Raw genomic sequence first — 23,118 nt, forward strand, 5'->3', positions numbered from 1 at the left:
CCCTGTGCTCGGCGGCTCGGCGGCTCGACGGCTCAGTGCCGGGGGCGGAGGGCGCTGAACGTGGCGGCGGCGGTCGTCCCGTAGACGAGGTGAGCGGCGAGGTCCTTGCCCAGCGTCTTGGCGTCGTACTCGGTGATCGGCTTGTAGAGGTGCATCGGCGGCAGGATGATGTAGCCGGACAGCCACATCCCCGCCCCGAGGAGGAGCCCGTACACGGTTCTCGGCCGTCGCAGCGACCCCGCCAGCACTCCGTACGCCGTCGCGCCCGAGATTCCGTAGACCCAGTGGGCAATGTTGTTGATGGATGCGGCGCGCGAGTCCGGCAGCGGGGTCCCGTAGAGGCCTTCGATGATGCGCCGTCCGACCTCGGCGGGGGCGGGGGCGGAGTCCCAGCCGGTCACGTCGGCCGAGAACTCCCAGTCAGGGAACGGCTCGGTCCCGCGACCCCTCCGGTACTGCAGGTACAGCCAGAGGTCGAAGGCCAGCGTGCCGACGACACCGGCCGCGGCGCCGCGGGCGAGCGCTCCGACCGCTGTGGGCCGCGCAGGCGCGGACGCCCCGCGGCCGGCGGCGACGCCCCCCAGCGTGATCGCTGCGGCGGCGGAGGAGACCACCGCGGTCAGCACGCGCCTGGTCTTCCGTGCCGCCCGTTCATCCTGTGCGCTCATCCGGTCCTCCCTCGACGCCTCCAGAATGCTCCTCGGCACCGCCGCTCGGGAAGGCCGTCCGCCGCGCGAAACCGCTGCGGCGAACCTTCGCACTTCCGCAGGGACCGTTCACCGGACGGTCACCGCGCCGTCACCGAACCGTCGCCCCCGCCTCCGAGGCTCTCGCCACAGGGACCGCTCGGACGTTCGGCCCCACGGCACAAAGGACAGGTGCATGCGCTCTCGAACCCGCAAGATCTCGCTGCTCGTGGGGGCCGTCGTCGCGACGACCCTCGTCGGCGCGGCCGCTGCCGTGGCCGCGCCGGCCATCGACAACGGCTGGCCGTACGACTCGGCGCCCACAGCCCACGACGCCGAGACCTACACGCTCGCCGCGGTCGGCGACATCGCCTGCGAGCCCGACGACGACGAGAACGCGTCGACGCCGGGCTCGCTCAAGTGCGGAAGCCCGAGCCTCGGTGGGTACGACGCCGAGTTCGCCACGGCGAAGCAGACGGAGGCGATGAAGCCGGATGCGGTCGCCCTGCTCGGTGACGAGCAGTACGAGGTCGGCAAGCTGAGCGACTTCGAGGCGTCGTTCGAGCAGGCGTGGGGCGGCCTCAAGTTCCTCGAGCGTCCCGCCCCCGGCAATCACGAGTACTACCCCTATGTGAAGAAGGGCGACAACGAGGCGGGCCAGAACGGCAGCGGCTACTTCGCGTACTTCAACGGTCACGACCAGTCCGGAACGCCCAACACCTCCGGCCAGGCGGGCGACGACACCGAGGGCGCCCAGGGCTGGTACTCGTACGACCTGGGCAACTGGCACATCGTCTCGCTGAACGTCGAGTGCAACTCTCCCGCGTTCCAGAACGACTGCTCCACCACCGACGGCGGCCTGCTCGCCCAGGAGACCCGCTGGCTGGCGGCGGACCTGAAGAGCAACCAGCAGCAGTGCACGATCGCGTACTGGCACCAGCCGACCTTCAGCTCGACCACCGCATCCACCGCCACCGTCCCCGCTTCCGCCGTCGGAGCGGGAGGCCAGGAGGGTCAGGTCGCCGACGCGTGGTGGAAGCTGCTCTACGCCAACCACGCGACCCTCGTCCTCAACGGCCACGAGCACGCCTACGCCCGGCTGAAGCCGATGGATCCGACCGGTGCCTACGACCCGAAGAAGGGCATCCCGGAGTTCATCGTCGGCACCGGCGGTGAGGCGCTCGACACCCTCGCCAAGAACGCCGACGGGAGCTTCGCCAACCCGAACGTGGTCACCGGGTACGACCAGGGCTTCGGGACGATGAAGCTCACGCTCAAGCAGCACGGCTACTCGTTCTCGTACGCCCCCGCGCTGCAGGGCCCCGGGCTCGGCACGTCGGCCCTCGCCTACTCCGACTCCGGCTCCGGCGACTGCCGCGGCTGATCGCCCGCACAGAACAGCGGCTCGATTCCCGAGGGAGCCGAGCCGCTGTTCTCGTGCGGGGCGTTACGACTTCAGCCACTCCAGGAGGTCGGCGTTGATCGTGTCGGCCTGCGTCGTCGGCATCCCGTGCGGGAAGTCCTTGTACGTCTTCAGCGTCCCGTTCTGCACCAGCTTCGCCGAGAGCGGTCCGGCGTCGGCGTAGGGGACGATCTGGTCGTCCTCGCTGTGCATGACCAGCACCGGGACCGTGATCTTCTTGAGGTCCTCGGTGAAGTCGGTCTGCGAGAAGGCGACGATTCCGTCGTAGTGCGCCTTCGCGCCGCCCATCATGCCCTGGCGCCACCAGTTCTGGATGATGGCCTCCGACGACTCGACCCCCGGCCGGTTGAACCCGTAGAACGGGCCCTCCGGGAGGGCGCGGTAGAACTCCGACCGGTTCTTGGCCAGCTGCGCCTGCAGGTCGTCGAAGACGCTCTTCGGCAGCCCGCCCGGGTTGTTCTCCGTCTGGACCATCAGCGGGGGAACCGCGCTGATCAGCACGGCTCGCGAGACGCGATCCTCGCCGTAGGTGCCGATGTAGTGCGCGACCTCTCCACCGCCGGTCGAGTGACCGACGTGGATGGCGTCGTGCAGGTCGAGTTCTTCGACGACCGCACGCAGGTCGGCGGCGTAGTGGTCCATGTCGTGGCCCTCGCCGGTCTGTGTGGAGCGGCCGTGGCCGCGCCGGTCGTGCGCGATGACGCGGTAGCCCTGCTGCAGGAAGAACAGCAGCTGGTTGTCCCAGTCGTCCGCCGAGAGCGGCCAGCCGTGGCTGAAGACGATGGGCTGACCGGTTCCCCAGTCCTTGTAGTAGATCTCGATGCCGTCTGATGTCGTTACGGTGCCCATGATTCCTTCCGGGGGTGGCGGGTGGGGATGCTGTGGGACGTGCTGCAGAACAGGTGGCGCTTTTCGACGCTAGCCTGCGCGGAGGGCGCCACGCCAGGGGCGCCGCGCCCCGTGCCGCTTCTTCGAAGCCGGCGTCCGGTCTCCGTTCATCCGCGGTTCACTCCGGGGTCACGAACGTCGCCAGAGCGGCATCCGGCCGGACGAGATAGGTCGACAGCATCCGCCCGGTGCCCGGACCCAGATCGCGCGCGTTGTGCGGAGTGTCCGGCGGGATGAGGAACCCGTGGCCGGCCTGGAGCAGCAGCGTCTCGGAGTCCTGGATGCGCATCTCGACCGTGCCGGCGACGATGTAGCCGACCTCCTCGCCCGGGTGCATGTGCCATCCGGATTCGACGCCCTCCGGGATCTCGGTGAGCACCTGGACGATGATCCGCCCCGGGATGGACGACTCCGCTCGTTGCACTTCGGTGCGCTTGAGCTTCCCCGCCAGGGCGTCCGGCTGGGCCGTGTCGTCCGCCATCAGCCGACCGATCGGAGGGCTTCGAGGATGACGTCGGCGACCGCCTGCGGCTGCGAGATCATGATCAGGTGCGATCCCTCGAGGGTCGTCAGCTTCGCTCCCGCGTGCTCGGTCAGCTGCAGGAGGACGTCCGAGCCCGCGGCCTTGTCGCCCGTCGCCACGACCGACCACGTGGGCAGTGTCTTCCAGGCGGCGCCGGCCGTCTTCTCGTCGAACGCCGCCGCCGCGATCGGCCGCTGGGCGGAGGCGAGCACCTTCCCCTGCGCGTCCGGGAGGTCGCCGGCGAAGATGCGGGGGAATTCGTCCTCCTTCACGTACAGCTCGACCGCGGTGTCTCCGCCGTCTCCGACGGGGTATGTCCGCTGCACGAGGGCCGGCCCGAGTGCGCTGTCGCGGGACGTGCCCTCGACCTCGCTGAGCGTCTGGCCCTCCTCGGGGAGGAATCCGGAGACCGCGACGAGGCCCTTCACCTGGTCGACGCCTGCGGCCGCGTTCGTGATCACGGCGCCGCCGTAGGAGTGCCCGACGAGGAGCACCGACCCGTCGACCTGGGCGACCGCACTCTGGATGTAGTCGGCGTCCGAGCGCAGCCCGCGCATCGGCAGCGCCGGTGCGAAGACGTGCACGCCCTCTCTCTGAAGGATCTCCGTCAGCGGAGCCCAGCTGCCTGCGTCGGCGAACGCGCCGTGCACCAGCACGACCGTGATGTCGCTGTTCGGACCGTCGGTCATCATGTCACCCATTTCGTGGGGTTCTCAGCGGATTCGGCTCGCTGACGGGCCGCCGCTGAACGCCCGCCGGTGCCGGGTGAACCGGTCGACGATGCGGTCAGTGTAGGGGTACGAAAGCTAGACAGGCTAGAGGAACGAACGGTCGGATTCCGCGGATGTCGCGCGGCCTCTGCCGGGCGGAGTAGCTTGCCTCACGGAACAGGGAGGCACCATGACCGAGACGACCAGCGAGCCCGGCCGCGGGCGCACGAGCCCGCGCATCCCGCTCAACACCCTGGCCATCGCATTCGGCCTCGCGGGGCTCGCGGGGGTCTGGACCACTGCCGGCCGGCTGCTCGGCGCGTCCGACGTCGTCGGCCAGGTCCTGTGGATCGTCGCAGCCGTCGCCTGGGTCTGGCTGATCGTCGCGCACCTCCGGCGCGGCGCGCGCAGCGCGGAGACGCTGAGCCAGCAGCTGCGCCATCCCGCTCAGGGCCCGATCGCTGCCCTCGTGCCGACGGTCGGGATGCTTCTCGGCGCCGATCTGCATCGCTTCGTCCCCCTGGCCGGGACGGTGCTCGTCCTTGCCTCCCTCGTCGTCACCGCGCTCTTCGCCGGGTGGATCCTCGCCTACTGGCACGCGGGCAACCTCACCCCGGAGGCATTCCACGGCGGGTACCTGCTGCCGACGGTCGGAGCCGGGCTGATCGCCGCGACGACCTCGTTCCGGATCGGCCTTCCCGTCGTCGCGATCGGCGCCTTCGCGGTCGGCGTCTTCTTCTGGGTCGTGATCTCGACGGTGCTGCTCGCCCGCCTGGCCTTCTTCCCTCCGCTGCCCGCAGCCCTCACGCCGACCTGCGCGATCCTCCTCGCGCCGCCGGCGGTCGCCGGGACGGCGTGGTTCACGATCAACGGCGAGAAGCCGGACCTGGTGTCCGTCGCGCTGCTGGGCCTGCTCGTGCTGATGACGCTCCAGCAGCTGTTCCTCCTCCCGCGGTACCGCGTCCTGCCGTTCTCGCTGGGCTTCTGGTCGTTCACCTTCCCGCTGGCCGCGGCGGTCGCGTACGGCATCGAGTGGCTGTCGATCGCCGCTTTCGCCGGCTGGCAGGCGGTGGCGTGGGTTCTTGTGGCCCTCGTGACGGTCGTGATCGCCGCAATAGGCGTGCGTTCCCTCCTGCTGGTGACGAGCGTCCGGCGCGGCGCCCGCCGTGCGGAGAGCGTGCTGCGCCGCGCGGACAACGCGGTGGAAGGACGCTGAACCTTCCGATTCCCTCTTCGCTGCATCCGATCGACCCCTTTCGGGCGAATGCACTTCTGGAAGGTCCACCCGGTCCTTCCACGGAGACGAAGGGGTTTCATGATGAAGAAAGCACAGTGGTGGCGCATCGGGGTGATCGCCGCCGTGGTAGCGGCGCTGATCGGGGTCGCGACTCCGGCGAACGCGTCGCCTCAGCAGTCCTGGCGTCCGTTCGGGATCTCCCAGGTGTCGGTCTTCCACGGCGTCCCGGCCACACCGGTCGACGTCTACGTGAACGGGCTCCGGGTGCTGAACGACTTCCAGCCGGGCACCTTCGCCGGTCCCTACCTTCTCCCGTCCGGCACCTACCGGCTGGCGATCACCGCCGCTGACGCCCGCAACGACCGCAACCCGGTGATCGGCCCGCTGACGGTCTCCTTCGCCCGGAACACCAGCTACACCGTCGCCGCGCACCTCACCCCGGCGGGTGCACCCACCGCCACCGTCTTCACGAACGACATCTCCCGGACACCCCAGGGCACCGGACGGCTGATCGTGCGACACACCGCAGCCGCTCCGGCGGTGGACGTGCTGGCGGGCGGCGCGCCGGTCATCAAGAACCTGACCAATCCCCACCAGGTGGCTCTCGTGCTGCCGGCGGGCACCGTGAACGCGGCGGTCGCGCTCGCCGGGACCACCGCGCCGGTCATCGGGCCGGCGGCCGTTCCCGTCAAGGCCGGCACCGACACGATCGTCTACGCCTGGGGGAGTGCAGCGGCCGGCAATCTGACCGTCGCCGTGCAGTCGCTCCGGCAGGGGACCCTGTTCGACGTCCCCTGGATGAGCCGGCACTGATCGGACGCGATGCGAGTCGTCGAGGAGCACGTCGGTGCAGCGGTCCACGCCTTCTTCGGGCGGAAGTGGACGATGGCGCTCGCGGCCCGGGTGTCGACGCGCGGCCGACGGGAGTTCCGGAGCCGGCTCACGGGTCCGGTCGAGCTCCGGGAGGACTGCTGCCTGGATGTGGGCGGCCTCCCGGAGCACCAGATCTACGAGCTCCTCGTCGCCCACGGGGCTCCGGACGGCTGCGTGCTGGTCAAGGACGGACTCGTCGACGACGAGATCACCGGCCTCCGGTCGGCACTGCACCGCGTGTTCCTCAGCCGCGAGGGGGCGCTCATCTCCTGCCTCCCCGGCCGGCTCGCCTTCCTGCAGTGCGATTCCGGGCGGACCCGACTGGTGCTCGTGAACCCGAAGCACCCCGATGAAAGAGGAACCTCATGACCCGTACTGCCGATGACGTCGCGCTGGCGGTCTCCCTGCTGGCCGACGCTCTGCCGGACGTCCCCACCGCCGAGCAGGTGGTGCCGATCGTCGCTCGACTGAGCCGCCGGGAGCGCGCGGTGCTCGCCCTGTTCTTCGAACGTCTCGCCGGCGCGGACGGCGACCCGGTGACCGGGTCAGGCCGGCCGCGGCTCGAGATCGTGAAGCAGCCGGCCCACATCTTCGGGTAGCACCCCGGGAGCGGCGCCCGGTGGCGCGGACTGCTCGGGATCAGCGGGTCGCGGACAGAGTCCCGCGCACGATGCTGTCGCCGGAATGCGCGGGATCGCCGTTCAGGGGCTGTTGCGAGATGTCGATGACCGGGTAGTCGGCGGCGGCGATGTTCGGCGGCATCGTGAAGCGGCCGGTTCCCCCATCCAACAAGCCCACGCTGATCGCCTTCGTGAGGTCGCTGCTCATCAGCCAGACCTCGCGGTAGTCGGAGGTCCCGGAGTGCACGGCGGGCGAGTCGAGTTGGACGGCCAGGACCGTGGTCCCGTCCGACTCGCGCTCCATGGTGGCCTGACCGTTCGAGGTCGACCAGGCCGGGAGCCCGGACAGCGTCGCCTGTGCCTGCACCTCCGGCCCGCCCGGCCGGAACGAGACGACCAGGGCGATGCCTGCCAGGATCACCAGCGCCGCTGCGGCGGCCGCGAGCACCGGCCACCGGCGGCGGGCGCGCGCCGGCGTGCGCACCGGAAGCTCGGTCAGGGCTGCCGCCGGGACGGCTGCGGGGGCCGCTTCGGAGACGGCCGGCGGCGTCGCCGTCAGTTGGTCGCGGATGCTCTCCCAGACCCGGGGGGAGGGCTCCTGCAACTCGAAGTCGACCGGTCCGTTCTCACGGGCCGCACGCGTGACCCGCGTGAGGCGCTCGAGCTCCGCCCGGCACTCCGGGCAGGTGGCCACGTGCCCGATGTCGGCGTCGTCCACGTCCGGGTCACCCAGGGCGAGCATGGCGAGGACGTCCGCGTCGCTATGCGTCATCGGCGTCCTCCAATCGTGCTCGCAGTCTCAGCAGGCTGCGTCGGATGTGACTCTTGACCGTACCCAGCGGAAGGTCCAGTTTGGCTGCGATCTGGGTATGACTCAGCCGGTCGTAGAAGGCGAGGCGCATGATCTGCTGGGCGACGGGCTCCAGCCGGTCGAGTTCCTGGCTCATCGTGACGCTGTCGGCGATCTGGTCGGTCCAGCTCAGCGACTGCAGGTAGACGCTCTCCATCAGCGCCTCGAGTTCGCGCTGCCGTTTCGCACGCGCCTCGTACGCATCCACGATCTTGTGCCGCGTGATCGCCATCAGCCAGGTGCTCAGCTTCGCCCGCTCCGAGTCGAACCCCGCGCGACCCTGCCAGGCGGCGACGAACACCTGCTGCGTCACGTCCTCCGCGTCGGAGACGTTGCCGAGCGACCGCAGCGCGAGCGTGTAGACCAGGCGTCCCCAGCGCTGGTACAGCCGTTCGATCGCGGACACGTCACCCGACCGGAGGTCGGTGATCAGTGAACGCTCGGTGTCATCCACGGTGTCATCATCGCTCGCCGCGCTTCGGATAGCCAGAGCGCCGCGTCAGGATGGAGCACCCGCTCAGCGCCGCGCCCTCCGGGCCGCCCGGTTGCGCGCGAGGATCCAGCCGGTGACGCCGCCGATCAGGAACACGACGAGGACGAGCAGCCAGGTCGGCAGCTGCAGCTGACCCCAGAGGACGTAGATGGTCGCCTGATCGTTGCCGACCCCGTTCTGGATGGCGACGATCACCAGGACGGCGATCAGCACGATCGCAAGCCACTTGCGCTTCAGGAAGCGGACGAATCCGCTCTCGCCGGTGGCGTGCGCGGATCCCCTGTCGCTCATGGGGTCAGTATGGCGCTGCGTCGTCCGCCGCGTCCATGTCCAGGTTGTACTCGGGCGCCGGGTGCTCGCGGAGGCTTCCGACGATCGACTGCGTGTAGGTGTAGGTCGCGGCGGCCGGCCACGGCTCCGAATCGCTGAGCAGGTATACGTCGTGGGCGGGCATCCCCGCCAGCGAGCTGGGCCGGCGGATGCTGGCCGGCGGGTACTCGCGGCCGCTCGCGAACTCATGCGCGAAGTCGCGCCAGGGATGCTGCGGGTGGTGGAACTCCGCACGCCAGGTCTCGTCGCTCAATCGGTCCTTCGGGTGGCAGCGGGGCCGGCCCCTCGAGCGGCGGAGACGGTTCGGGACGTGACGACCATCGGGGCGGACGTCATCGGTTCTATCACGCCCCGCGCCCCGCGCAGGGGAGGGGTATTCGGTTTACCGAACATGTTGCGCAGCCGTGATCGGCTTGTACGGCGCGTCGGTGGGAGGCATGCCGCTTGGACGCTGTGTCCAGTCGGATGTGCGCGGGAGCGCCCTAGCATCCGAGACATGACCGCGAGCGTCACCGCCGAGACGATGCAGAACCACCCGCATCGCGAACCCCGCCACGACCCGTTGTGGGCGCCGCTCGCGGGTGTCCCCGACGGCCTCGACGCGGTTATCCTCGGCTACGACTGAGTGGGAGGTCTCGGATGGATCTGCGCACCCTGCTGGACATCGACGCTCCGATCGTGCTCGGGCCGTTCGGCGGGATGTCGTCCGTCGAGCTGACCGTGGCCGTGAGCGAAGCGGGCGGACTGGGCTCGTTCGGGCTCTACGGCCTCGGGCCCGATCGCATCGCCGCCGTCGCGGCCGAGCTGCGGCAGCGCACCTCGCGACCGTTCAACCTCAACCTCTGGCTGCCGTTCCAGGGTCCCGGAGAGCGTGCCGTCCGTGACGGCTTCGACCGCGGCGAGTTCGACCGCGCGATCGCGGCTCTCTTCGAGCTGTTCGCGGAGGCGCGCATCGAACCGTCCGCGTGGCCGGTCGCCCCGCTGCCCGACTTCTCGGAGCAGCTCGAGGCGGCGTTCGACGCCGAGCCGGCCGTCCTCAGCTTCGTCTTCGGCGTGCCCGGTCCGGCGATCGTCGAGGAGGCCCACAGCCGGGGCATCCTCGTCTTCGGCGCGGCGACGACCGTTCCCGAGGCCCGGGCGCTGGCGGCCGGCGGCGTGGATGCGGTGGTCGCGTCGGGCCTGGAGGCGGCCGGGCACCGGCCGTCGTTCCTCGCCGAGCCCGAGTCGAGTCTTGTCGGCTCCCTGGCGCTCATCCCGCAGGTGGTCGATGCCGTCGACGTTCCGGTGATCGCGGCCGGCGGAATCGCCGACCGGCGCGGAGTTGCCGCGGCCTTCGCCCTCGGCGCCGGCGCCGCTCAGGTCGGATCGGCGTTCCTCGCGACGCGGCAGTCGGTCGCTCCGCCGGTGCACCGCGAGCGGATCCGTGCTGCCGAGGCGCACGAGACGGTCCTCACGCGGGCGATGAGCGGGCGGGCGGCGCGCGGGCTGCCGAACCATGCGGTGCGGGCGATCGAGCAGAGCGGCGGCCAGGCATCGTTCCCGCTGCAGAACATCCTCACGGGCGTGTTCCGCCGTCGGGCTGCAGAGGACGGACGCGCCGACCTGCTCTCGTTGTGGATGGGCCAGAGCGCCGGGCTGTCCCGGTTCGACGACGCGGCGGAGGTGTTCGCCGAGCTCGCGGCGGGGGTCCCGGGCCGACGCCACTGACCCTCGTCCTCCTATGACGTGTGCGCAGGGCACGGCCACAATGGAGGCGTGCAGCAGCACCTCACGCGCGTCACCACGGCCGACGGCACCGAGCTCGCGGTCGCCTCGGTGGGTGAGGGCCGTCCGGTTGTCTACGTCTCCGGCTGGCTCAGTCACCTCCGGCTCGGCTGGGAGTTGCGGGAGGAGCGCTCCTTCTACGAAGGCCTGGCCGACGGTGCCCGGCTGATCCGCTACGACCGGGCCGGTTGCGGTCTCTCCGGTCCGGCCCGGCGACCGCCGTCTCTCGACTACGAGCTGGAGCAGCTCGCCGCGGTCGTCGCGGCGGCGGGTCCGGGCCCGGTCGACCTGATCGGGACATCGCTGGGGGCGCTGGTCGCCGTCGCGTGGGCCGCCGCGCATCCCGAGACCGTGCGCCGCCTGGTGCTGTACGGCGGCTGGGTGTCGGGGGAGCAGGTGTCGCCGCCCAGCGCACGTGAGCATGTCCTGGCGCTGGTCGGCGCGCACTGGGGGCTCGGCTCGGGCCTGCTCACGGATCTCTTCGCGCCGGATGCGCCCGCCGCCACACGCGCCGGGTTCGGTCGCTACCAGCGCGCCTCCTCCGACGCCGCCACCGCGCAGGCCCTGCTCGCGCTGAGCTACCGGCTCGACGTGTCCGCGCTGCTCACGCAGGTGCGCACTCCGACGCTGGTCGTCCACCGGGCCGACGACCGCGCGGCGCCGGTCGCGCAGGCGGAGGCGCTCGCCGCGGGAATCGAGGGTGCGCGCCTGGTCGTGCTGCCCGGGCGGTCGCACCTGCCGTGGGCGGGCGACGCCCACGAGCTGGCGTCGGCCATCCGCCGGTTCCTCGGCCTCCGGGTGGCGCGGACCGCGCCCGGGATGCTGACCCCGCGTCAACGGGAGGTCGCCGCGCTCATCGGAGAGGGACGCACCAACCGCGAGATCGGCGCCCTCCTCGGCATCGACGAACGGTCGGCGGAGGGTCATGTGGAGCGCATCCTGCTCCGTCTCGGCTTCCGCTCGCGGGCGCAGATCGCCGCCTGGTACGCCGGTGGGCGGGAGGGAACGGACGCGGGCGGAGTGGGGTGATTCCCCGCCTGACGTGCCGCAGGCGCCGCTGCAGAGTGGAAGGACATCCACGAAGGAGCGGCAATGAGCGACACGACCACCGGTGACCCAGCGGCGACGGGCTTCGAACTCCATCCCGGCCGAGGTCGCTTCAACGCGGCGTTCTTCGGAGCGATGGGGCCCGTCCTCGACTCGGCCATGGGCCCGCGAAAGCGACGCGTGTTCGCCGGGCTGCGCGGCACCGTGGTGGAGATCGGCCCCGGAGTCGGCGCCAACCTCCCGTACCTTCCGCACGGCTCGACCCTGATCGGGATCGAGCCCAACCGCTACATGCACGCCGGGTTGCGTGCCGCGGCCGAGCGCCACGGCGTGGAACTCGACCTGCGGGAGCGCGTGGCCGAGAGCACCGGGCTGCCGGACGGCAGCGCCGATGCGGTCATCTCCTCACTGGTGCTCTGCTCGGTGCGGGATCCGGAGGCGGTGCTCGCGGAGGTGCGCCGCATCCTGCGACCCGGCGGCTCGTTCCGCTTCCTGGAGCACGTGCGCGCGCCGGAAGGGACTCCGACCCGCGCCGCACAGCGGGCGCTGCGGCGCCCGTGGGCCTGGACCTTCGAGGGATGCTCGTGCGAGCGCGACCTCGAACGGGCGGTCCGCGACGCCGGCTTCCGGACCGTCGAGGTCGAGCACTACCGGGTGCACACCCCGTTCCTCCCGTTCAACACCCACATCGCGGGAGTCGCGGGCGTCTAGGCCGCACGGCGGCTCACGATCCGTGATCGGGGTAGACCACTCAGTACGATGTGAGCATGGTCGTCGACACGGAGTCGCTGCAGCACACGGAATCGCGTCGGCAACGCGCGCTCACGGGACTCGGGATCCTCGATTCCGGGCCGGAAGCCCGGTTCGACCGGGTCACCCGGCTGGCCCAGCAGCTGTTCGGAGTGCCGATGGTGAGCGTCACCCTGATCGACGGCAACCGGCAGTGGCGGAAGTCCCACATCGGCCTCACCTCCGAAGCGCCGCGCGAGGGCGCATTCTGCGACGCGACGGTGCAGCAGGATGCCGCGCTGATCGTCTCCGACGCGAGCGCGGACGAGCGGTTCCGCGACAACCCCTTCGTTGTCGGCGACCCGCACCTGCGGTTCTACGCGGGCGAGCCGCTGCACGCCCCAGGCGGCGAGGCCGTCGGAACACTGTGCGTACTCGACACGGTGCCCAGGGAGCTCACCCCCCAGCAGGCGCGCGTGCTCCGCGATCTCGCCGATTGGGTGCAGGCGGAACTCGAGCGCGACGACGAGCTCGACCGGGCCGCGATCGCTCAGAAGGGGCTCCTGCCCCGGCGCAAGCCGCGCGCCCCCGGCTACGACGTCGCCGCGGCGTGCGAGCCCTCCCGCGGAGTGTCCGGCGACTTCTACGACTGGTACGACGTGGACGACGACTTCTGCGTCTCCGTCGCCGACGTGATGGGCAAGGGGATGGCCGCGGCGATCGTCGCCGCCTCCGTCCGGACGGCGTTGCGCAGCGCGATGGACCTCGCCGACCTGGAGGCGTCGGTGGATGCCGCTTCCCGTGTGGTCGAGGAGGACCTCGACCAGCTCGCCACCTTCGTGACCCTGTTCCACGCCCGGGTGCATCCGGACGGAGCCGTCGACTACGTCGACGCCGGCCATGGACTCGCCCTCATCGTGCGTGCATCGGGACGGTTCGAGAGGCTCCCCGCGACGTCGCTGCCGCTCGGCGTCCCATCGTTCGGTCCGCGCGAACCCGGGCGGGTGCAGTTGGGCCCGAAGGATGCGCTGCTCTGCGTCAGCGACGGCATCCTGGATGCCCTGGGCGGCGACTCGGCGCTGTCGCGGCTGGAGGCGATCGTGCGGGGGTCCGCGACCTCCGCAGGCGCGGTGTCGCGGATCGTGGGCGCAGCGCGCTCGGGGGTCCCGATCGATGACCTGACCGCCGTGGTCGTGCGCCGGAGCGATAGGTGATGAACATCACCACGAGCATCCGTGACGACGGAGTCGCCGTGCTTGCGGCGGAGGGACGGATCAGCTTGGTCACCGCGCCGGAGCTCCGCCGGGAGGTGCAGCGCGTCGTGGACGACGGTCACACCCGGGTGGCGATGGACCTCAGTGCCGTGGCGTTCATCGACTCGTCCGGGCTCGGCGCCCTGATCAGCGGGCTCAAGACCGCCCGCGCCGCCGGTGGGGACTTGCGGCTCGCCGGGGCCGGGGACCACGTCACGAGGGTGCTCCGTCTGACCAACCTGGACCGCATCCTCCGCGTCTTCCCCTCCTCCGACGACACCTACCGTGACTGAGCCCTTCCGCGACTCCTTCCGTGCATCGGCCGACATCGAGGCGATCGGGCGCGTGCACGAGGTGTTCGAACGGCTGGGGGAGCGACGGCCGGACCTTCCCGAGCGGCTGCGCGGCGGGTTCGAACTCGCGGTGGTCGAGGTCGTCACCAACGTGGTGACGCACAGTCAGGCCGAGCGCCCGGTGCAGGTCGAGCTGATCATCCGCACGAACCTGGGTGGCCTGGAGGCGGTCGTCATCGACGACGCTCCTCCTGCCGAGGTCGACATCGTCGATGCGACCACGCCCGATCCCGAGGCGATGACCGAGTCGGGCCGCGGCCTCGCGCTGGTGAACCTGCTCGTCGACCGCTTCGAGCACGCGGCCGTCGACGGCGGCAACCGGTGGACGCTTTCGGTCGGGTGAACCGGACGCTTCAGTAGTCCTCGCGCCGGTCGCGTTCCGCGTCGAGCTCGGGCTCGGCCTCGGCCAGTTCCTGCAGTGTCGATCGCAGGTGCCGCGCCAGCCACTCGTTCGACACCTCCTCGCTCGCCGTGATGGCGTCGAGCTGCGCGAGGCGCTCTGCTGCCGAACCGCGAAGGTCGTCCATGATGTCCTCCCACCTGCGATGCACGGCGGCCCCTGGGACCGTCTCCTGCCGAGGGTAGTGCTCCGGTGCCCGTGTGGCTATGGCCGCCGGGCGTCAGCCCCGCGCGGGGCTCGGAACCTCGTCGCCGCGCAGGATGGACGACATCTTCTTACCCCGCGCGACCTCGTCGACGAGCTTGTCCATGTACCGGATCCGCTGCATCAGCGGGTCGTCGATCTCCTCCACCCGGATCCCGCAGATCACGCCGGTGATGAGCGATGCGTTCGGGTTCATCCGGGGGGCGGCGGCGAAGAATCCCTCCAGGTCGACGCCGTCGGCGATCGTCGCTGCGAGCCCCGCCTCGTCGTAGCCCGTGAGCCAGCGGATCACGGTGTCCACATCGTCGCGGCTCCTGCCCTTGCGCTCGACCTTCGCCACGTAGAGCGGGTGGATCGAGGCGAAGGGCATCCGTTTGAGGCGGTCCTGGGTCATGACATCAGCCTAGGAGCGGGGCTCAGTCGGGCGCGAGCGCTTGAGGTAGTCGCGCGAGCGGGCGACCTGGTGGTCGAGGGCGTCCACGGTCTTCGCCATGTTGGCGATCGCACCGGTGCGGTAGGCGTCGATGCTGTCCATGGTGGCGAACACGTTGTCGAACGCGCGCTGCAGCACCTCCACGTCGACCGCGGTCGACGTCTGCTCCTTCTGCACCTGCTCGGTCTGCGTCCGCAGCACCTCGCCGGTCCGGCCGATGAGCGCGTTCGTGCTGTCGTGCAGCGCGGCGAGCTGGTCGATCACGAGTCGCTGGTTCTCGAGCGCCTGCGCGACCACGACCGCTGTGCGCAGAGCGGAGACGGTGGTGGTCTTGGCGCGCTCCACTCCCTTGATCAGCTCGACGTTGTTCTTCTTGATCACGTCGAGCGCCAGGTACGCCTGCACGCTCACGGCGATCTGCGCGGTGAGGTCCTGGCGGCGCTGACGGATCGGGTACAGCGCCTCCTTCTCGAGCAGTGTCGCGCGCTCGGGATCGGTCATCCGGATGTCGGCGGCGGCGTCGACGGTGGCGCGATCGAGGGCGGCGGTGAGCACGACGTACTCGTTCAGCCGCTCGGTGGTCTTCCAGAGCGAGGCCCGCTCCTTCTCGATCTCGACGTTGTCGCGGGCGAGCCATTCCTCGCCGTGGTCGAGGGCCGAGACGATGCCGTCGAGCTGCTTCTGGGCCGACTCGAAGCGCTGCACGTATTGCCGCAGCCGGCGGCCGCCGGGGACCCGCGCGAGCATCCGGTTGCGGCCGGTCAGGTGCTGCGGATCGAAGTCGCTGACCGTCGCACGGAGGTCCTGCAGGGTGCGGATCACGCCGTACTGCGGGTCGCTGCGCACCACCTTGCCGCGCGCCGCGGCGAGCGAGGAGGCGGGGCGGCTGAGCAGCTGGCGGGATGCGTCGCTCGATGCGCGCATCTCGGCGTCTCCGAGGTGCGAGAATCCGGTGATCTTGCGGGTGAACGCATCGGTGCCGGGCTCGGCGGCGGCGAGTTCGCGGATGAAGTCCCGCGCCCGGTTCGCGAGCTCCTGTTCCCGCTCGGCGGAGACGGCGACCATGCTCACCGCTTGGTCCTCCGGCAACTCGGGCACGGCCTCCGGTGGCCGCAGGTCGTCCTCGGACGTGTCGTTCATGAACTGCTCCTCCCACCCGGCGACAGTCGGTCCTCACACGATATATCGCGAGACGCCGAAGGTGGAGGGGGTCGCAGGGAACCTTCAGGAGAGGATGACGGAATCGCGGCGGTGCGCGTAGCGTTCTCCCGAGTGGATCAGAAGGGGTGCACCATGACCGACACCGGAGTGGACGCGGAGACGCGCGAGTTCTACGCGGGGCTGGCCGCCGAGTTCCTGCAGCACTACGTGCGCGGGCCGCGGTTCGTCGCCGTGACGGGCGTGCCCGACGCCGATCCGGCACGCGTGGCCGAGTCGTTCGCCACGGCGCTGCGCGACGCAGGCCAGGAGGCCGAGCGGGCTTCGGTCGAGACGGGGACGACGCCGGATGCGTTCCGCGAGGAGGTCGTCGCGCCCTTCCGCTCCCGCGACGCCGCCCTGGTGGTGGACGGTGCGGGCCTGCTCGGGCCGGACTTCCGCGGCTTCTGGAACTTCTCGCTGTGGGTCGAGCACGACCCGGAGCGGAGTCCCGACTGGTCGTTCGTGACCACGGGGCAGAAGGATCCGCTCGGCGCGCCGCGCGAGGTGGCGTCCGTCCTGCTGGACGACACCGACCCCGAGCGGCCGCGCCGGCTGTGGGCCGACTCCTGCTGAGGCGCCGGCCGTTCGCGCGCTAGGCGCGGGGGCGGTCGAAGCGCGCGCCCTCGGGCTTCGAGGGCAGCAGGACCAGCACCAGCACGATGATGCCGCCGACGAACGGGATCAGGCCGAGGAAGAAGAACGGCCCGGCCAGGTTGACGTCGTGGAGGCGGCGCCAGGTGAGCGCCAGGTGCGGGACGATGGTCGCGAGACCCCAGACGATGATCAGCAGCACCGGCAGCCAGAACAGCGGGCCGGGCGTGGAGGTGCCGTCGGCGTTCACGGTCGCGCCCGCGTTGCCGAGTGTCAGCGCCAGGACCTCGAGCACGATGGCGACGATGATGGTGACGAGGTACCACCACCAGTATTCGCTGCGGCTGGCGCGGCCGGTGAAGTCCGCATACTTCTTGAAGAAGCGCTGGACGGCCTGCCCGAGCGACGCGCCGTAGAGCGGCGCCCACAGGGGAGCCTCGCCGGCCGGTTGGGCGGGGGGAGCGGTCGGATACTGCGGAGACGTCACGAGGAGTCCTTTCCCAGACACGTGTTCGGTGAGGTGGAGCGGCCACAGTCAACCGCATGAAAGCCCGCTGTGGGTCTTTCGTGACGCGGCGTGTCCTGCGTGGCCCACCGGGTGATCACCCCAGCGAGTCGAGTTCCTCGCGGACGAAGCGTGCGAACTGGGCGGCGGCGGCCGACTGCGAACGGGCGCGGTTGCGGGCGAGCCCGATGATGCGCGTCGCCTCGTCGCGCAGCGGTACGGCGACGATGCCCGGCTCGGCAGGGGTGTCGGGGATGAGAGCGACCCCGACGCCGTCGCGCACCAGGCCGCGCAGGGTGGAGAGCTCGGTGACCTCGATGACGGGGTTCATGACGACGCCGTGCGCTGAGAAGTAGGCGTCCGCGATGTGACGCAGGCCCGAGCCGGTGCGCAGGGCGACGAGGTCGTACGGCTCCAGGTCGGGAACGCTCACCGCATCCTGGCCGGCCAGTGGATGCCCCTCCGGCACTCCGAGGACCAGCTTCTCCGCGGTCAGGGGCTCCCACTCGATCTCGGGGTCGCGCGGGTCGGGACTCAGGAACGCCAGGTCGGCCGCACCGTCGCGGAGCGCATCCAGGACCGTGTCCGCCGTGCCGCCGCGGAGCACGAACCGGATGTCGGGGAAGAGCCCGCGGTACTCGCTGATGACGCGGGGGATGAGCCAGCCGCCGAACGACGAGACGTACGCCACGGACACGATCCCGCCCGACGGGTCGCGCAGCGCCTCGATGCGAGCGCGGGCGTTCTCCAGTTCCGACTCGGCGCGGACGGCGTGGGCCAGCAGGATCTCGCCGTACTGGTTCAGCTCGAGGTGGCCGCGCCGGCGGTCGAACAGCTCGACGCCCATCTCCTGCTCCAGCCGCGCGAGAGAGCGGGTGAGGGTCGACTGTGAGACGCCGAGGGTCTCGGCGGCGAGGGCGGGATGGCCCTCGGCGGCCAGGGCCCGGAAGTGGGCGATCTCGTCGATCCGCATGCCTCTCATCATGGCGCATCCCTGCACACCCCCCGTCGGTGCTCAAATGAGCGGTCTACCCCTGAACGAGTTTTCTGTACGTTCACACAGGAGAAACAGTCCCGTTCCATGTCGTCTCTAGCGTGAGCGCGGACTCATCCCGCACCTCACCGACCGAGGAGAACAATGTCAATCAGTTTCGGCAGGCTGGCGCGCGTCGCCGCCGCCGCCGTGGCGGGAGCCGGCCTCGCCGCCGGTGCGCTCGTCGCGACCCCCGCATACGCCAGCACGGACGGCACCGGTGTCGTCATCAACGAGGCCTATCTCTCCGGCGGCAGCGCCGGTGCGGCCTTCACGAACAAGTTCGTCGAGCTCTACAACCCGGGCGACAGCGCGGTCAGCCTGGCCGGCTGGAGCATCCAGTACCGACCGGCGACCGGGACCGGTGCCTCGACGGGTGTCGTCCCGCTGACCGGCTCCATCGGTGCGAAGGGCTACTACCTCGTCGGCGGAGGCTCGAACGGTACCAACGGGCAGGCCCTGCCGACGCCGGACGTGGCGAGCAACGCGCTCAACCCGAGCGGGACGACCGGCACGCTGATCCTCGCCAAGAGCGCGTCCGCACTCACCCTGCCGGCCGGCTCGGTCACCGGCAACGCGAGCGTCGCGGACCTCCTCGGCTACGGCACCTCGAACACGTTCGAGACGGCGAAGGCCACCGCGCCGTCGGGCAACACCGACGTCAAGTCGCTCGTGCGCACGAACGCGAAGGACGCCGACGACAACAGCGCCGACTTCACGCTCAGCGCCACGATCACGCCGCAGAACGCGGCGTCCGCCCCCGGCGACCCGGGCACGGGCGACCCCGGCACGGGCGACCCAGGCACACCGGGTGACGGCACCACTACGCCGATCGCCGATATCCAGGGCACGGGGGACACCAGCCCGAAGGCCGGGGCCACGGTCACCACGACCGGAGTCGTCACCGCGCAGTACGCGACGGGCGGCTTCAACGGCTTCTACATCCAGACCCCGGGCACCGGCGGCGCGGTCGACCTCGCGACGCACACGGCGTCCGACGCGGTCTTCGTCTACGGATCGTCCTTCGCGGGCACGGTCGCCGTGGGCGACTACGTGAAGGTCACCGGCGCGGTCAGCGAGTTCGCCGGCCTCACCGAGGTCACGGCGACGGGAGTGACGAAGCTCGACGCCTCCACCGTCACCGCTCCGGTCCCCGCGACGGTCGCTCTCCCGGCCACGGCGGCCCAGCGCGAAAGCCTCGAGGGGATGCTGCTGGCTCCGCAGGGCGCCTTCACCGTGACGGATGTCTACTCGGCGAACCAGTACGGCGAGATCGCGCTCGCGGCCGGCGACAAGCCGCTCGTGCAGCCGACTGAGGGCGCGCGACCCGGCACGCCCGAGTACACGGCGGTCCTCGCGGACAACGCGGCTCGCGCGGTCACCCTGGACGATGGCGCCTCGACGAACTTCCTGAGCGCGGCGAACAAGTCCAAGCCGCTCCCGTACCTCTCGCTGAGCAACCCGGTCCGGGTCGGCGAGCCGGTCGCCTTCACCAAGCCGGTCGTGCTCGACTACCGCAACAACACGTGGAAGTTCCAGCCCACCAGCGAGCTCACCCCCGCGAACGCCGCGACGGTCCAGCCGGTCACGTTCACCAACACCCGGACGGCCGCCCCCGAGAACGTCGGCGGCGACCTGCGCCTGGCGACCTTCAACGTGCTGAACTACTTCACCACGACGGGCGACCAGCTCAGCGGCTGCACGTTCTACACCGACCGCGACGGCAACCCGATCACGGTCAACACGGGATGCGACGCCCGCGGCGCCGCGAACGCGGAGAACCTCAAGCGCCAGCAGGACAAGATCGTCGCGGCGATCAACGGCCTGACCGCCGACGTGGTCTCGCTCGAGGAGATCGAGAACTCGGCCCGCTTCGGCGAGGACCGCGACTCCGCTCTCGCCACGCTGGTCGGCGCCCTCAATGCCGCCGCCGGCTCCGAGGTGTGGGCGTACGTGAAGTCGCCCTCGACGCTCCCGGCGACGGAGGACGTCATCCGCACCGCGTTCATCTACAAGAAGGCGAACGCCGTCCCGGTCGGCGACGCGAAGATCCTCGACGACCCGGCGTTCTCGAACGCCCGCCAGCCGCTCGCGCAGGCCTTCAAGAAGGTCGGCACCAAGGACTCGTCGGCGTTCCTCGCGATCGTCAACCACTTCAAGTCCAAGGGATCCGGCACCGGCGCAGACGCGGACCAGGGCGACGGGCAAGGCGCATCAAACGCCTCGCGCGTCAAGCAGGCGAACGCGCTCGTGGCCTTCGCCGACGAGCGGAAGGCCGCGCTCAAGACCGACAAGGTTCTGCTGATCGGCGACTTCAACGCCTACCTCAAGGAGGACCCGATCAAGGTCCTCACCGACGCAGGCTACGTCGACCAGGTCAGCACGCGTACGTCGAAGGCGACCTACTCCTTCGGCGGCACGGTCGGCTCGCTCGACCACGTGCTCGCCTCGCCGGCGCTGAACAGCGCGATCACCGGCGCCGACGTCTGGAACATCAACTCGGGCGAGTCGGTGGCGCTGGAGTACAGCCGCTACAACTACAATGTCACGAACCTCTACGCGGCCGACCAGTACCGGTCGAGCGATCACGACCCGATCGTCGTGGGCCTCGGCCTCGCCGCAAAGCCGGTGACGTTGAACCTGCTGAACATCAACGACTTCCACGGCAGGATCGACGCCAACACCGTGAAGTTCGCCGGCACGATCGAGAAGCTGCGCGCCGACGGCGGCGAGGCGAACTCGCTGTTCCTCTCCAGCGGCGACAACATCGGCGCCTCCTTGTTCGCCTCGGCCACGGCCGGCGACATCCCAACGATCGACGTGCTGGACGCCCTCGAGCTCAAGACGAGCGCGGTCGGCAACCACGAGTTCGACAAGGGATACGCCGATCTCACCGGACGAGTGAAGGATGCGGCCGACTTCTCCTACCTCGGAGCGAACGTCTACCAGAAGGGCACCACGACCCCGGCGCTGCCGGAGTACGCGCTCTTCGACGTGGACGGCCTGAAGGTCGGCGTCATCGGCGCGGTCACGCAGGAGACCCCGACCCTGGTCTCGCCGGCCGGCGTCTCGACGCTCGACTTCGGCGACCCGGTGGCGGCGGTCAACCGCGTCGCCGGTGAGCTCACCGACGGCGACACCGCCAATGGCGAGGCCGACGTGCTCATCGCGGAGTACCACGAGGGTGCCGGCTTCGGCACTCCCGAGGGTGCGACCCTCGAGCAGGAGGTCGCCGCGGGCGGCGCCTTCGCCGACATCGTCACCAAGACGAGCGCGAAGGTCTCGGCCATCTTCACCGGTCACACGCACAAGCAGTACGCGTGGGACGGCCCGGTTCCCGGTGTCGCGGGCAAGACGCGCCCCGTCCTGCAGACCGGCAGCTACGGCGAGAACATCGGCCAGGTGAAGCTGACGGTGGACCCGGAGACCGACACGGTCACCGCGTACACGGCCCGCAACGTCGCCCGGACGACCGACGCCGACAGTGCGCTGGTCGCTGCATACCCGCGGGTCGCCGCCGTCAAGACGATCGTCGACAAGGCGCTCGCGGACGCGGCGGTCATCGGCAACCAGAAGGTCGGCTCGGTGACGAAGGACATCACCACCGCCTACCTCAACGGTGCGCGGGATGACCGGATGAGCGAGTCCACCCTCGGCAACCTCGTCGCGGACTCGCTGCTGTCGAGCCTGTCGTCGCAGGAGCTCGGCGGCGCCGAGATCGGCGTCGTCAACCCGGGCGGCCTGCGCGCGGAGCTGCTGTACGGCACCGACGGAAGCGTCACCTACGCCCAGGCCAACGCGGTGCTGCCGTTCGTGAACAACCTGTGGACCACGTCCCTCACCGGGGCGCAGTTCAAGCAGGCGCTCGAGCAGCAGTGGCAGCGGAACGCCGACGGCACCGTGCCGAGCCGCCCGTTCCTGAACCTGGGACTGTCGAAGAACGTCAGCTACACCTACGACGCGACCCGGCCGGAGGGCGACCGCATCACGAGCATCCTCGTGAACGGCGTGCCCATCGACCCGGCGAAGTCGTACCGGATCGGCTCGTTCTCCTTCCTCCTCCAGGGCGGTGACAACTTCCGGGCCTTCGCGGCCGGGAGCAACACCAAGGACTCGGGCCTGATCGACCGGGACGCGTGGATCAGCTACCTCCAGAAGAACAGCCCGTTGTCGCCGAGCTTCGAGAAGCGCGGCGTCGGGGTCAGCGGCGTGCCGGCCGGCACCCTGCAGCGCGGACAGCAGGTCACCCTCCAGGTGTCCAAGCTGAACCTCACCTCCCTCGGCAGCCCGGCTAACGCGAAGCTGGACCTCTCCTGGAACGGCTCGGCCGCGATCGGCTCGGTGCCGGTGGATGCCGCGGGCAACGCGGCCGTCACCTTCACCGTCCCGGCGAATGCAGCGGGCGGCAGCACCCTCGTGCTGACCGCTCCCGACTCGGGGACCACGGTCCGCGTCCCGCTCACCGTGGCGGACGCGCCGTCGAACCCGAAGCCGGGCACCGACCCGAAGGCGGCCAAGGAGTCGGCGCTCACGAAGGCGCTCCAGGACGTGGTGACCGTCGACAAGGACACGTACCGTCCCGGCGATGCCGTCCTGGTCACCGTCGGAGCCAAGCACGCCGGTGAGTGGGTCTCGGTCTGGCTGTACTCGAAGCCGCAGAACATCAGCGGCGGCTGGGTGCAGGTGCCCGCCAACGGTGTGGTGAAGCTGACGCTTCCGAAGGACGCGGACAACGGCCAGCACAAGCTGTCCGTCCAGAACGCCTCCAACGGCGTGATCGGCTGGACCACCCTGAAGGTCAAGGCGGACAAGCCGCACACCGGCATCCCGGTCATCGACTGGCTGATCGACCTGCTGGACCGCATCTTCGGCTGGTTCTGACCCTCTGAACACGGATGCCGGGCACGCGAGGGCGTGCCCGGCATCCGTGCGTCCGCCCTCGACTGCATCCGTCGCCGCGAACGAAATGGAGG

Annotated in this window: 27 protein-coding genes; 14 read left to right on the forward strand and 13 right to left on the reverse strand. The window is 70.5% G+C overall.

What is annotated here, in order from left to right:
• Positions 1-32: 32 nt before the first annotated feature.
• On the reverse strand, positions 33-668 hold the full coding sequence (locus QRN40_RS10850; RefSeq protein WP_285115639.1) for a hypothetical protein: 636 nt from the start codon (positions 666-668) through the stop codon (positions 33-35).
• A 214-nt stretch (positions 669-882) separates the two neighbouring features.
• Here QRN40_RS10850 and QRN40_RS10855 point away from each other — a divergent pair, with 214 nt between their 5' ends.
• Entirely contained in the window at positions 883-2,070 is a 1,188-nt protein-coding gene (locus QRN40_RS10855; protein ID WP_285115640.1) for a metallophosphoesterase family protein, read from the forward strand.
• Positions 2,071-2,133: 63 nt separating this feature from the next.
• Here QRN40_RS10855 and QRN40_RS10860 read toward each other — a convergent pair whose 3' ends face one another.
• The 3 genes from QRN40_RS10860 to QRN40_RS10870 all read right to left on the reverse strand — a co-directional run bounded on the left by QRN40_RS10860 (position 2,134) and on the right by QRN40_RS10870 (position 4,209).
• On the reverse strand, positions 2,134-2,958 hold the full coding sequence (locus QRN40_RS10860; RefSeq protein WP_285115641.1) for an alpha/beta fold hydrolase: 825 nt from the start codon (positions 2,956-2,958) through the stop codon (positions 2,134-2,136).
• A 157-nt stretch (positions 2,959-3,115) separates the two neighbouring features.
• The gene (locus tag QRN40_RS10865; RefSeq protein WP_285115642.1) at positions 3,116-3,478 is read right to left on the reverse strand and encodes a cupin domain-containing protein; all 363 of its coding nucleotides are present in this window, start codon (positions 3,476-3,478) and stop codon (positions 3,116-3,118) included.
• Entirely contained in the window at positions 3,478-4,209 is a 732-nt protein-coding gene (locus tag QRN40_RS10870) for an alpha/beta fold hydrolase (protein ID WP_285115643.1), read from the reverse strand. The genes QRN40_RS10865 and QRN40_RS10870 overlap by 1 nt, the downstream gene beginning before the upstream one ends.
• Positions 4,210-4,420: 211 nt before the next feature.
• Between QRN40_RS10870 and QRN40_RS10875 the strand changes: the two genes are divergently transcribed.
• From QRN40_RS10875 to QRN40_RS10890, 4 genes are all read left to right on the forward strand, one after another.
• A complete protein-coding gene (locus QRN40_RS10875; protein WP_285115644.1) occupies positions 4,421-5,446 on the forward strand; it encodes an SLAC1 family transporter in 1,026 nt (341 codons plus the stop codon).
• A gap of 99 nt (positions 5,447-5,545) precedes the next feature.
• The gene (locus QRN40_RS10880; RefSeq protein WP_285115645.1) at positions 5,546-6,280 is read left to right on the forward strand and encodes a DUF4397 domain-containing protein; all 735 of its coding nucleotides are present in this window, start codon (positions 5,546-5,548) and stop codon (positions 6,278-6,280) included.
• A gap of 9 nt (positions 6,281-6,289) precedes the next feature.
• Positions 6,290-6,709: a hypothetical protein gene (locus tag QRN40_RS10885; protein WP_285115646.1), complete on the forward strand. Its 420-nt coding sequence runs from the start codon at positions 6,290-6,292 to the stop codon at positions 6,707-6,709.
• Positions 6,706-6,939, forward strand: coding sequence for a hypothetical protein (locus QRN40_RS10890; RefSeq protein WP_285115648.1), 234 nt, complete (start codon positions 6,706-6,708; stop codon positions 6,937-6,939). Before QRN40_RS10885 ends, QRN40_RS10890 begins: the two co-directional genes overlap by 4 nt.
• 40 nt (positions 6,940-6,979) lie before the next feature.
• Here the strand turns inward: QRN40_RS10890 and QRN40_RS10895 are convergent, their stop codons facing one another.
• The 4 genes from QRN40_RS10895 to QRN40_RS10910 all read right to left on the reverse strand — a co-directional run bounded on the left by QRN40_RS10895 (position 6,980) and on the right by QRN40_RS10910 (position 8,886).
• Positions 6,980-7,732, reverse strand: coding sequence for an anti-sigma factor (locus QRN40_RS10895; RefSeq protein WP_285115649.1), 753 nt, complete (start codon positions 7,730-7,732; stop codon positions 6,980-6,982).
• On the reverse strand, positions 7,722-8,264 hold the full coding sequence (locus QRN40_RS10900) for a sigma-70 family RNA polymerase sigma factor (protein WP_285115650.1): 543 nt from the start codon (positions 8,262-8,264) through the stop codon (positions 7,722-7,724). Before QRN40_RS10900 ends, QRN40_RS10895 begins: the two co-directional genes overlap by 11 nt.
• Before the next feature lie 63 nt (positions 8,265-8,327).
• Positions 8,328-8,594, reverse strand: coding sequence for a LapA family protein (locus tag QRN40_RS10905; protein ID WP_285115651.1), 267 nt, complete (start codon positions 8,592-8,594; stop codon positions 8,328-8,330).
• Positions 8,595-8,598: 4 nt separating this feature from the next.
• The gene (locus QRN40_RS10910) at positions 8,599-8,886 is read right to left on the reverse strand and encodes a hypothetical protein (protein WP_285115652.1); all 288 of its coding nucleotides are present in this window, start codon (positions 8,884-8,886) and stop codon (positions 8,599-8,601) included.
• A gap of 243 nt (positions 8,887-9,129) precedes the next feature.
• Here QRN40_RS10910 and QRN40_RS10915 point away from each other — a divergent pair, with 243 nt between their 5' ends.
• The 7 genes from QRN40_RS10915 to QRN40_RS10945 all read left to right on the forward strand — a co-directional run bounded on the left by QRN40_RS10915 (position 9,130) and on the right by QRN40_RS10945 (position 14,122).
• The gene (locus QRN40_RS10915; protein ID WP_285115653.1) at positions 9,130-9,258 is read left to right on the forward strand and encodes a hypothetical protein; all 129 of its coding nucleotides are present in this window, start codon (positions 9,130-9,132) and stop codon (positions 9,256-9,258) included.
• A gap of 14 nt (positions 9,259-9,272) precedes the next feature.
• The gene (locus QRN40_RS10920) at positions 9,273-10,340 is read left to right on the forward strand and encodes an NAD(P)H-dependent flavin oxidoreductase (RefSeq protein WP_285115654.1); all 1,068 of its coding nucleotides are present in this window, start codon (positions 9,273-9,275) and stop codon (positions 10,338-10,340) included.
• Positions 10,341-10,388: 48 nt separating this feature from the next.
• A complete protein-coding gene (locus tag QRN40_RS10925) occupies positions 10,389-11,426 on the forward strand; it encodes an alpha/beta fold hydrolase (protein ID WP_285115655.1) in 1,038 nt (345 codons plus the stop codon).
• Between the two features lie 63 nt (positions 11,427-11,489).
• Positions 11,490-12,155 carry a class I SAM-dependent methyltransferase gene (locus tag QRN40_RS10930; RefSeq protein WP_285115656.1) on the forward strand — a complete coding sequence of 222 codons (666 nt, stop codon included), beginning with the start codon at positions 11,490-11,492 and terminating at the stop codon, positions 12,153-12,155.
• Between the two features lie 56 nt (positions 12,156-12,211).
• On the forward strand, positions 12,212-13,387 hold the full coding sequence (locus tag QRN40_RS10935; RefSeq protein ID WP_285115657.1) for a PP2C family protein-serine/threonine phosphatase: 1,176 nt from the start codon (positions 12,212-12,214) through the stop codon (positions 13,385-13,387).
• Positions 13,387-13,719 (forward strand): STAS domain-containing protein, encoded by a 333-nt coding sequence (locus tag QRN40_RS10940; RefSeq protein WP_285115658.1) that lies wholly within the window; start codon positions 13,387-13,389, stop codon positions 13,717-13,719. The genes QRN40_RS10935 and QRN40_RS10940 overlap by 1 nt, the downstream gene beginning before the upstream one ends.
• Positions 13,712-14,122: an ATP-binding protein gene (locus QRN40_RS10945; RefSeq protein WP_285115660.1), complete on the forward strand. Its 411-nt coding sequence runs from the start codon at positions 13,712-13,714 to the stop codon at positions 14,120-14,122. The genes QRN40_RS10940 and QRN40_RS10945 overlap by 8 nt, the downstream gene beginning before the upstream one ends.
• Positions 14,123-14,132: 10 nt before the next feature.
• Here QRN40_RS10945 and QRN40_RS10950 read toward each other — a convergent pair whose 3' ends face one another.
• The 3 genes from QRN40_RS10950 to QRN40_RS10960 form a co-directional block, all read right to left on the reverse strand.
• Positions 14,133-14,306 (reverse strand): hypothetical protein, encoded by a 174-nt coding sequence (locus QRN40_RS10950; protein WP_285115661.1) that lies wholly within the window; start codon positions 14,304-14,306, stop codon positions 14,133-14,135.
• A gap of 93 nt (positions 14,307-14,399) precedes the next feature.
• On the reverse strand, positions 14,400-14,777 hold the full coding sequence (locus QRN40_RS10955; RefSeq protein WP_285115662.1) for a DUF2200 domain-containing protein: 378 nt from the start codon (positions 14,775-14,777) through the stop codon (positions 14,400-14,402).
• 9 nt (positions 14,778-14,786) lie between these two features.
• The gene (locus QRN40_RS10960; protein ID WP_285115663.1) at positions 14,787-15,956 is read right to left on the reverse strand and encodes a toxic anion resistance protein; all 1,170 of its coding nucleotides are present in this window, start codon (positions 15,954-15,956) and stop codon (positions 14,787-14,789) included.
• Positions 15,957-16,109: 153 nt separating this feature from the next.
• On the opposite strand from QRN40_RS10960, the gene QRN40_RS10965 reads away from it, so the two are divergent.
• Positions 16,110-16,589 (forward strand): nucleoside/nucleotide kinase family protein, encoded by a 480-nt coding sequence (locus QRN40_RS10965; RefSeq protein WP_285115664.1) that lies wholly within the window; start codon positions 16,110-16,112, stop codon positions 16,587-16,589.
• A gap of 19 nt (positions 16,590-16,608) precedes the next feature.
• On the opposite strand, the gene QRN40_RS10970 is transcribed toward QRN40_RS10965, so the two are convergent.
• Positions 16,609-17,094: a DUF805 domain-containing protein gene (locus tag QRN40_RS10970; protein ID WP_285115665.1), complete on the reverse strand. Its 486-nt coding sequence runs from the start codon at positions 17,092-17,094 to the stop codon at positions 16,609-16,611.
• Between the two features lie 115 nt (positions 17,095-17,209).
• On the reverse strand, positions 17,210-18,085 hold the full coding sequence (locus tag QRN40_RS10975) for a LysR family transcriptional regulator (RefSeq protein ID WP_285115666.1): 876 nt from the start codon (positions 18,083-18,085) through the stop codon (positions 17,210-17,212).
• Positions 18,086-18,250: 165 nt separating this feature from the next.
• On the opposite strand from QRN40_RS10975, the gene QRN40_RS10980 reads away from it, so the two are divergent.
• Complete coding sequence (locus tag QRN40_RS10980; RefSeq protein ID WP_285115667.1) at positions 18,251-23,026, forward strand: ExeM/NucH family extracellular endonuclease; 4,776 nt, start codon at positions 18,251-18,253, stop codon at positions 23,024-23,026.
• The last annotated feature ends 92 nt before the right edge of the window (positions 23,027-23,118 follow it).

Origin of the sequence: Leifsonia sp. fls2-241-R2A-40a (genome assembly GCF_030209575.1) — a bacterium.
Classification (GTDB): domain Bacteria; phylum Actinomycetota; class Actinomycetes; order Actinomycetales; family Microbacteriaceae; genus Leifsonia.

Coding starts and splice junctions, on each gene's coding strand:
- QRN40_RS10850 (WP_285115639.1), bottom strand. CDS start 668: ATGAGCGCACAGGATGAACGGGCGGCACGGAAGACCAGGCGCGTGCTG.
- QRN40_RS10855 (WP_285115640.1), top strand. CDS start 883: ATGCGCTCTCGAACCCGCAAGATCTCGCTGCTCGTGGGGGCCGTCGTC.
- QRN40_RS10860 (WP_285115641.1), bottom strand. CDS start 2,958: ATGGGCACCGTAACGACATCAGACGGCATCGAGATCTACTACAAGGAC.
- QRN40_RS10865 (WP_285115642.1), bottom strand. CDS start 3,478: ATGGCGGACGACACGGCCCAGCCGGACGCCCTGGCGGGGAAGCTCAAG.
- QRN40_RS10870 (WP_285115643.1), bottom strand. CDS start 4,209: ATGACCGACGGTCCGAACAGCGACATCACGGTCGTGCTGGTGCACGGC.
- QRN40_RS10875 (WP_285115644.1), top strand. CDS start 4,421: ATGACCGAGACGACCAGCGAGCCCGGCCGCGGGCGCACGAGCCCGCGC.
- QRN40_RS10880 (WP_285115645.1), top strand. CDS start 5,546: ATGATGAAGAAAGCACAGTGGTGGCGCATCGGGGTGATCGCCGCCGTG.
- QRN40_RS10885 (WP_285115646.1), top strand. CDS start 6,290: ATGCGAGTCGTCGAGGAGCACGTCGGTGCAGCGGTCCACGCCTTCTTC.
- QRN40_RS10890 (WP_285115648.1), top strand. CDS start 6,706: ATGACCCGTACTGCCGATGACGTCGCGCTGGCGGTCTCCCTGCTGGCC.
- QRN40_RS10895 (WP_285115649.1), bottom strand. CDS start 7,732: ATGACGCATAGCGACGCGGACGTCCTCGCCATGCTCGCCCTGGGTGAC.
- QRN40_RS10905 (WP_285115651.1), bottom strand. CDS start 8,594: ATGAGCGACAGGGGATCCGCGCACGCCACCGGCGAGAGCGGATTCGTC.
- QRN40_RS10915 (WP_285115653.1), top strand. CDS start 9,130: ATGACCGCGAGCGTCACCGCCGAGACGATGCAGAACCACCCGCATCGC.
- QRN40_RS10920 (WP_285115654.1), top strand. CDS start 9,273: ATGGATCTGCGCACCCTGCTGGACATCGACGCTCCGATCGTGCTCGGG.
- QRN40_RS10930 (WP_285115656.1), top strand. CDS start 11,490: ATGAGCGACACGACCACCGGTGACCCAGCGGCGACGGGCTTCGAACTC.
- QRN40_RS10935 (WP_285115657.1), top strand. CDS start 12,212: ATGGTCGTCGACACGGAGTCGCTGCAGCACACGGAATCGCGTCGGCAA.
- QRN40_RS10940 (WP_285115658.1), top strand. CDS start 13,387: ATGAACATCACCACGAGCATCCGTGACGACGGAGTCGCCGTGCTTGCG.
- QRN40_RS10950 (WP_285115661.1), bottom strand. CDS start 14,306: ATGGACGACCTTCGCGGTTCGGCAGCAGAGCGCCTCGCGCAGCTCGAC.
- QRN40_RS10955 (WP_285115662.1), bottom strand. CDS start 14,777: ATGACCCAGGACCGCCTCAAACGGATGCCCTTCGCCTCGATCCACCCG.
- QRN40_RS10960 (WP_285115663.1), bottom strand. CDS start 15,956: ATGAACGACACGTCCGAGGACGACCTGCGGCCACCGGAGGCCGTGCCC.
- QRN40_RS10965 (WP_285115664.1), top strand. CDS start 16,110: ATGACCGACACCGGAGTGGACGCGGAGACGCGCGAGTTCTACGCGGGG.
- QRN40_RS10975 (WP_285115666.1), bottom strand. CDS start 18,085: ATGCGGATCGACGAGATCGCCCACTTCCGGGCCCTGGCCGCCGAGGGC.
- QRN40_RS10980 (WP_285115667.1), top strand. CDS start 18,251: ATGTCAATCAGTTTCGGCAGGCTGGCGCGCGTCGCCGCCGCCGCCGTG.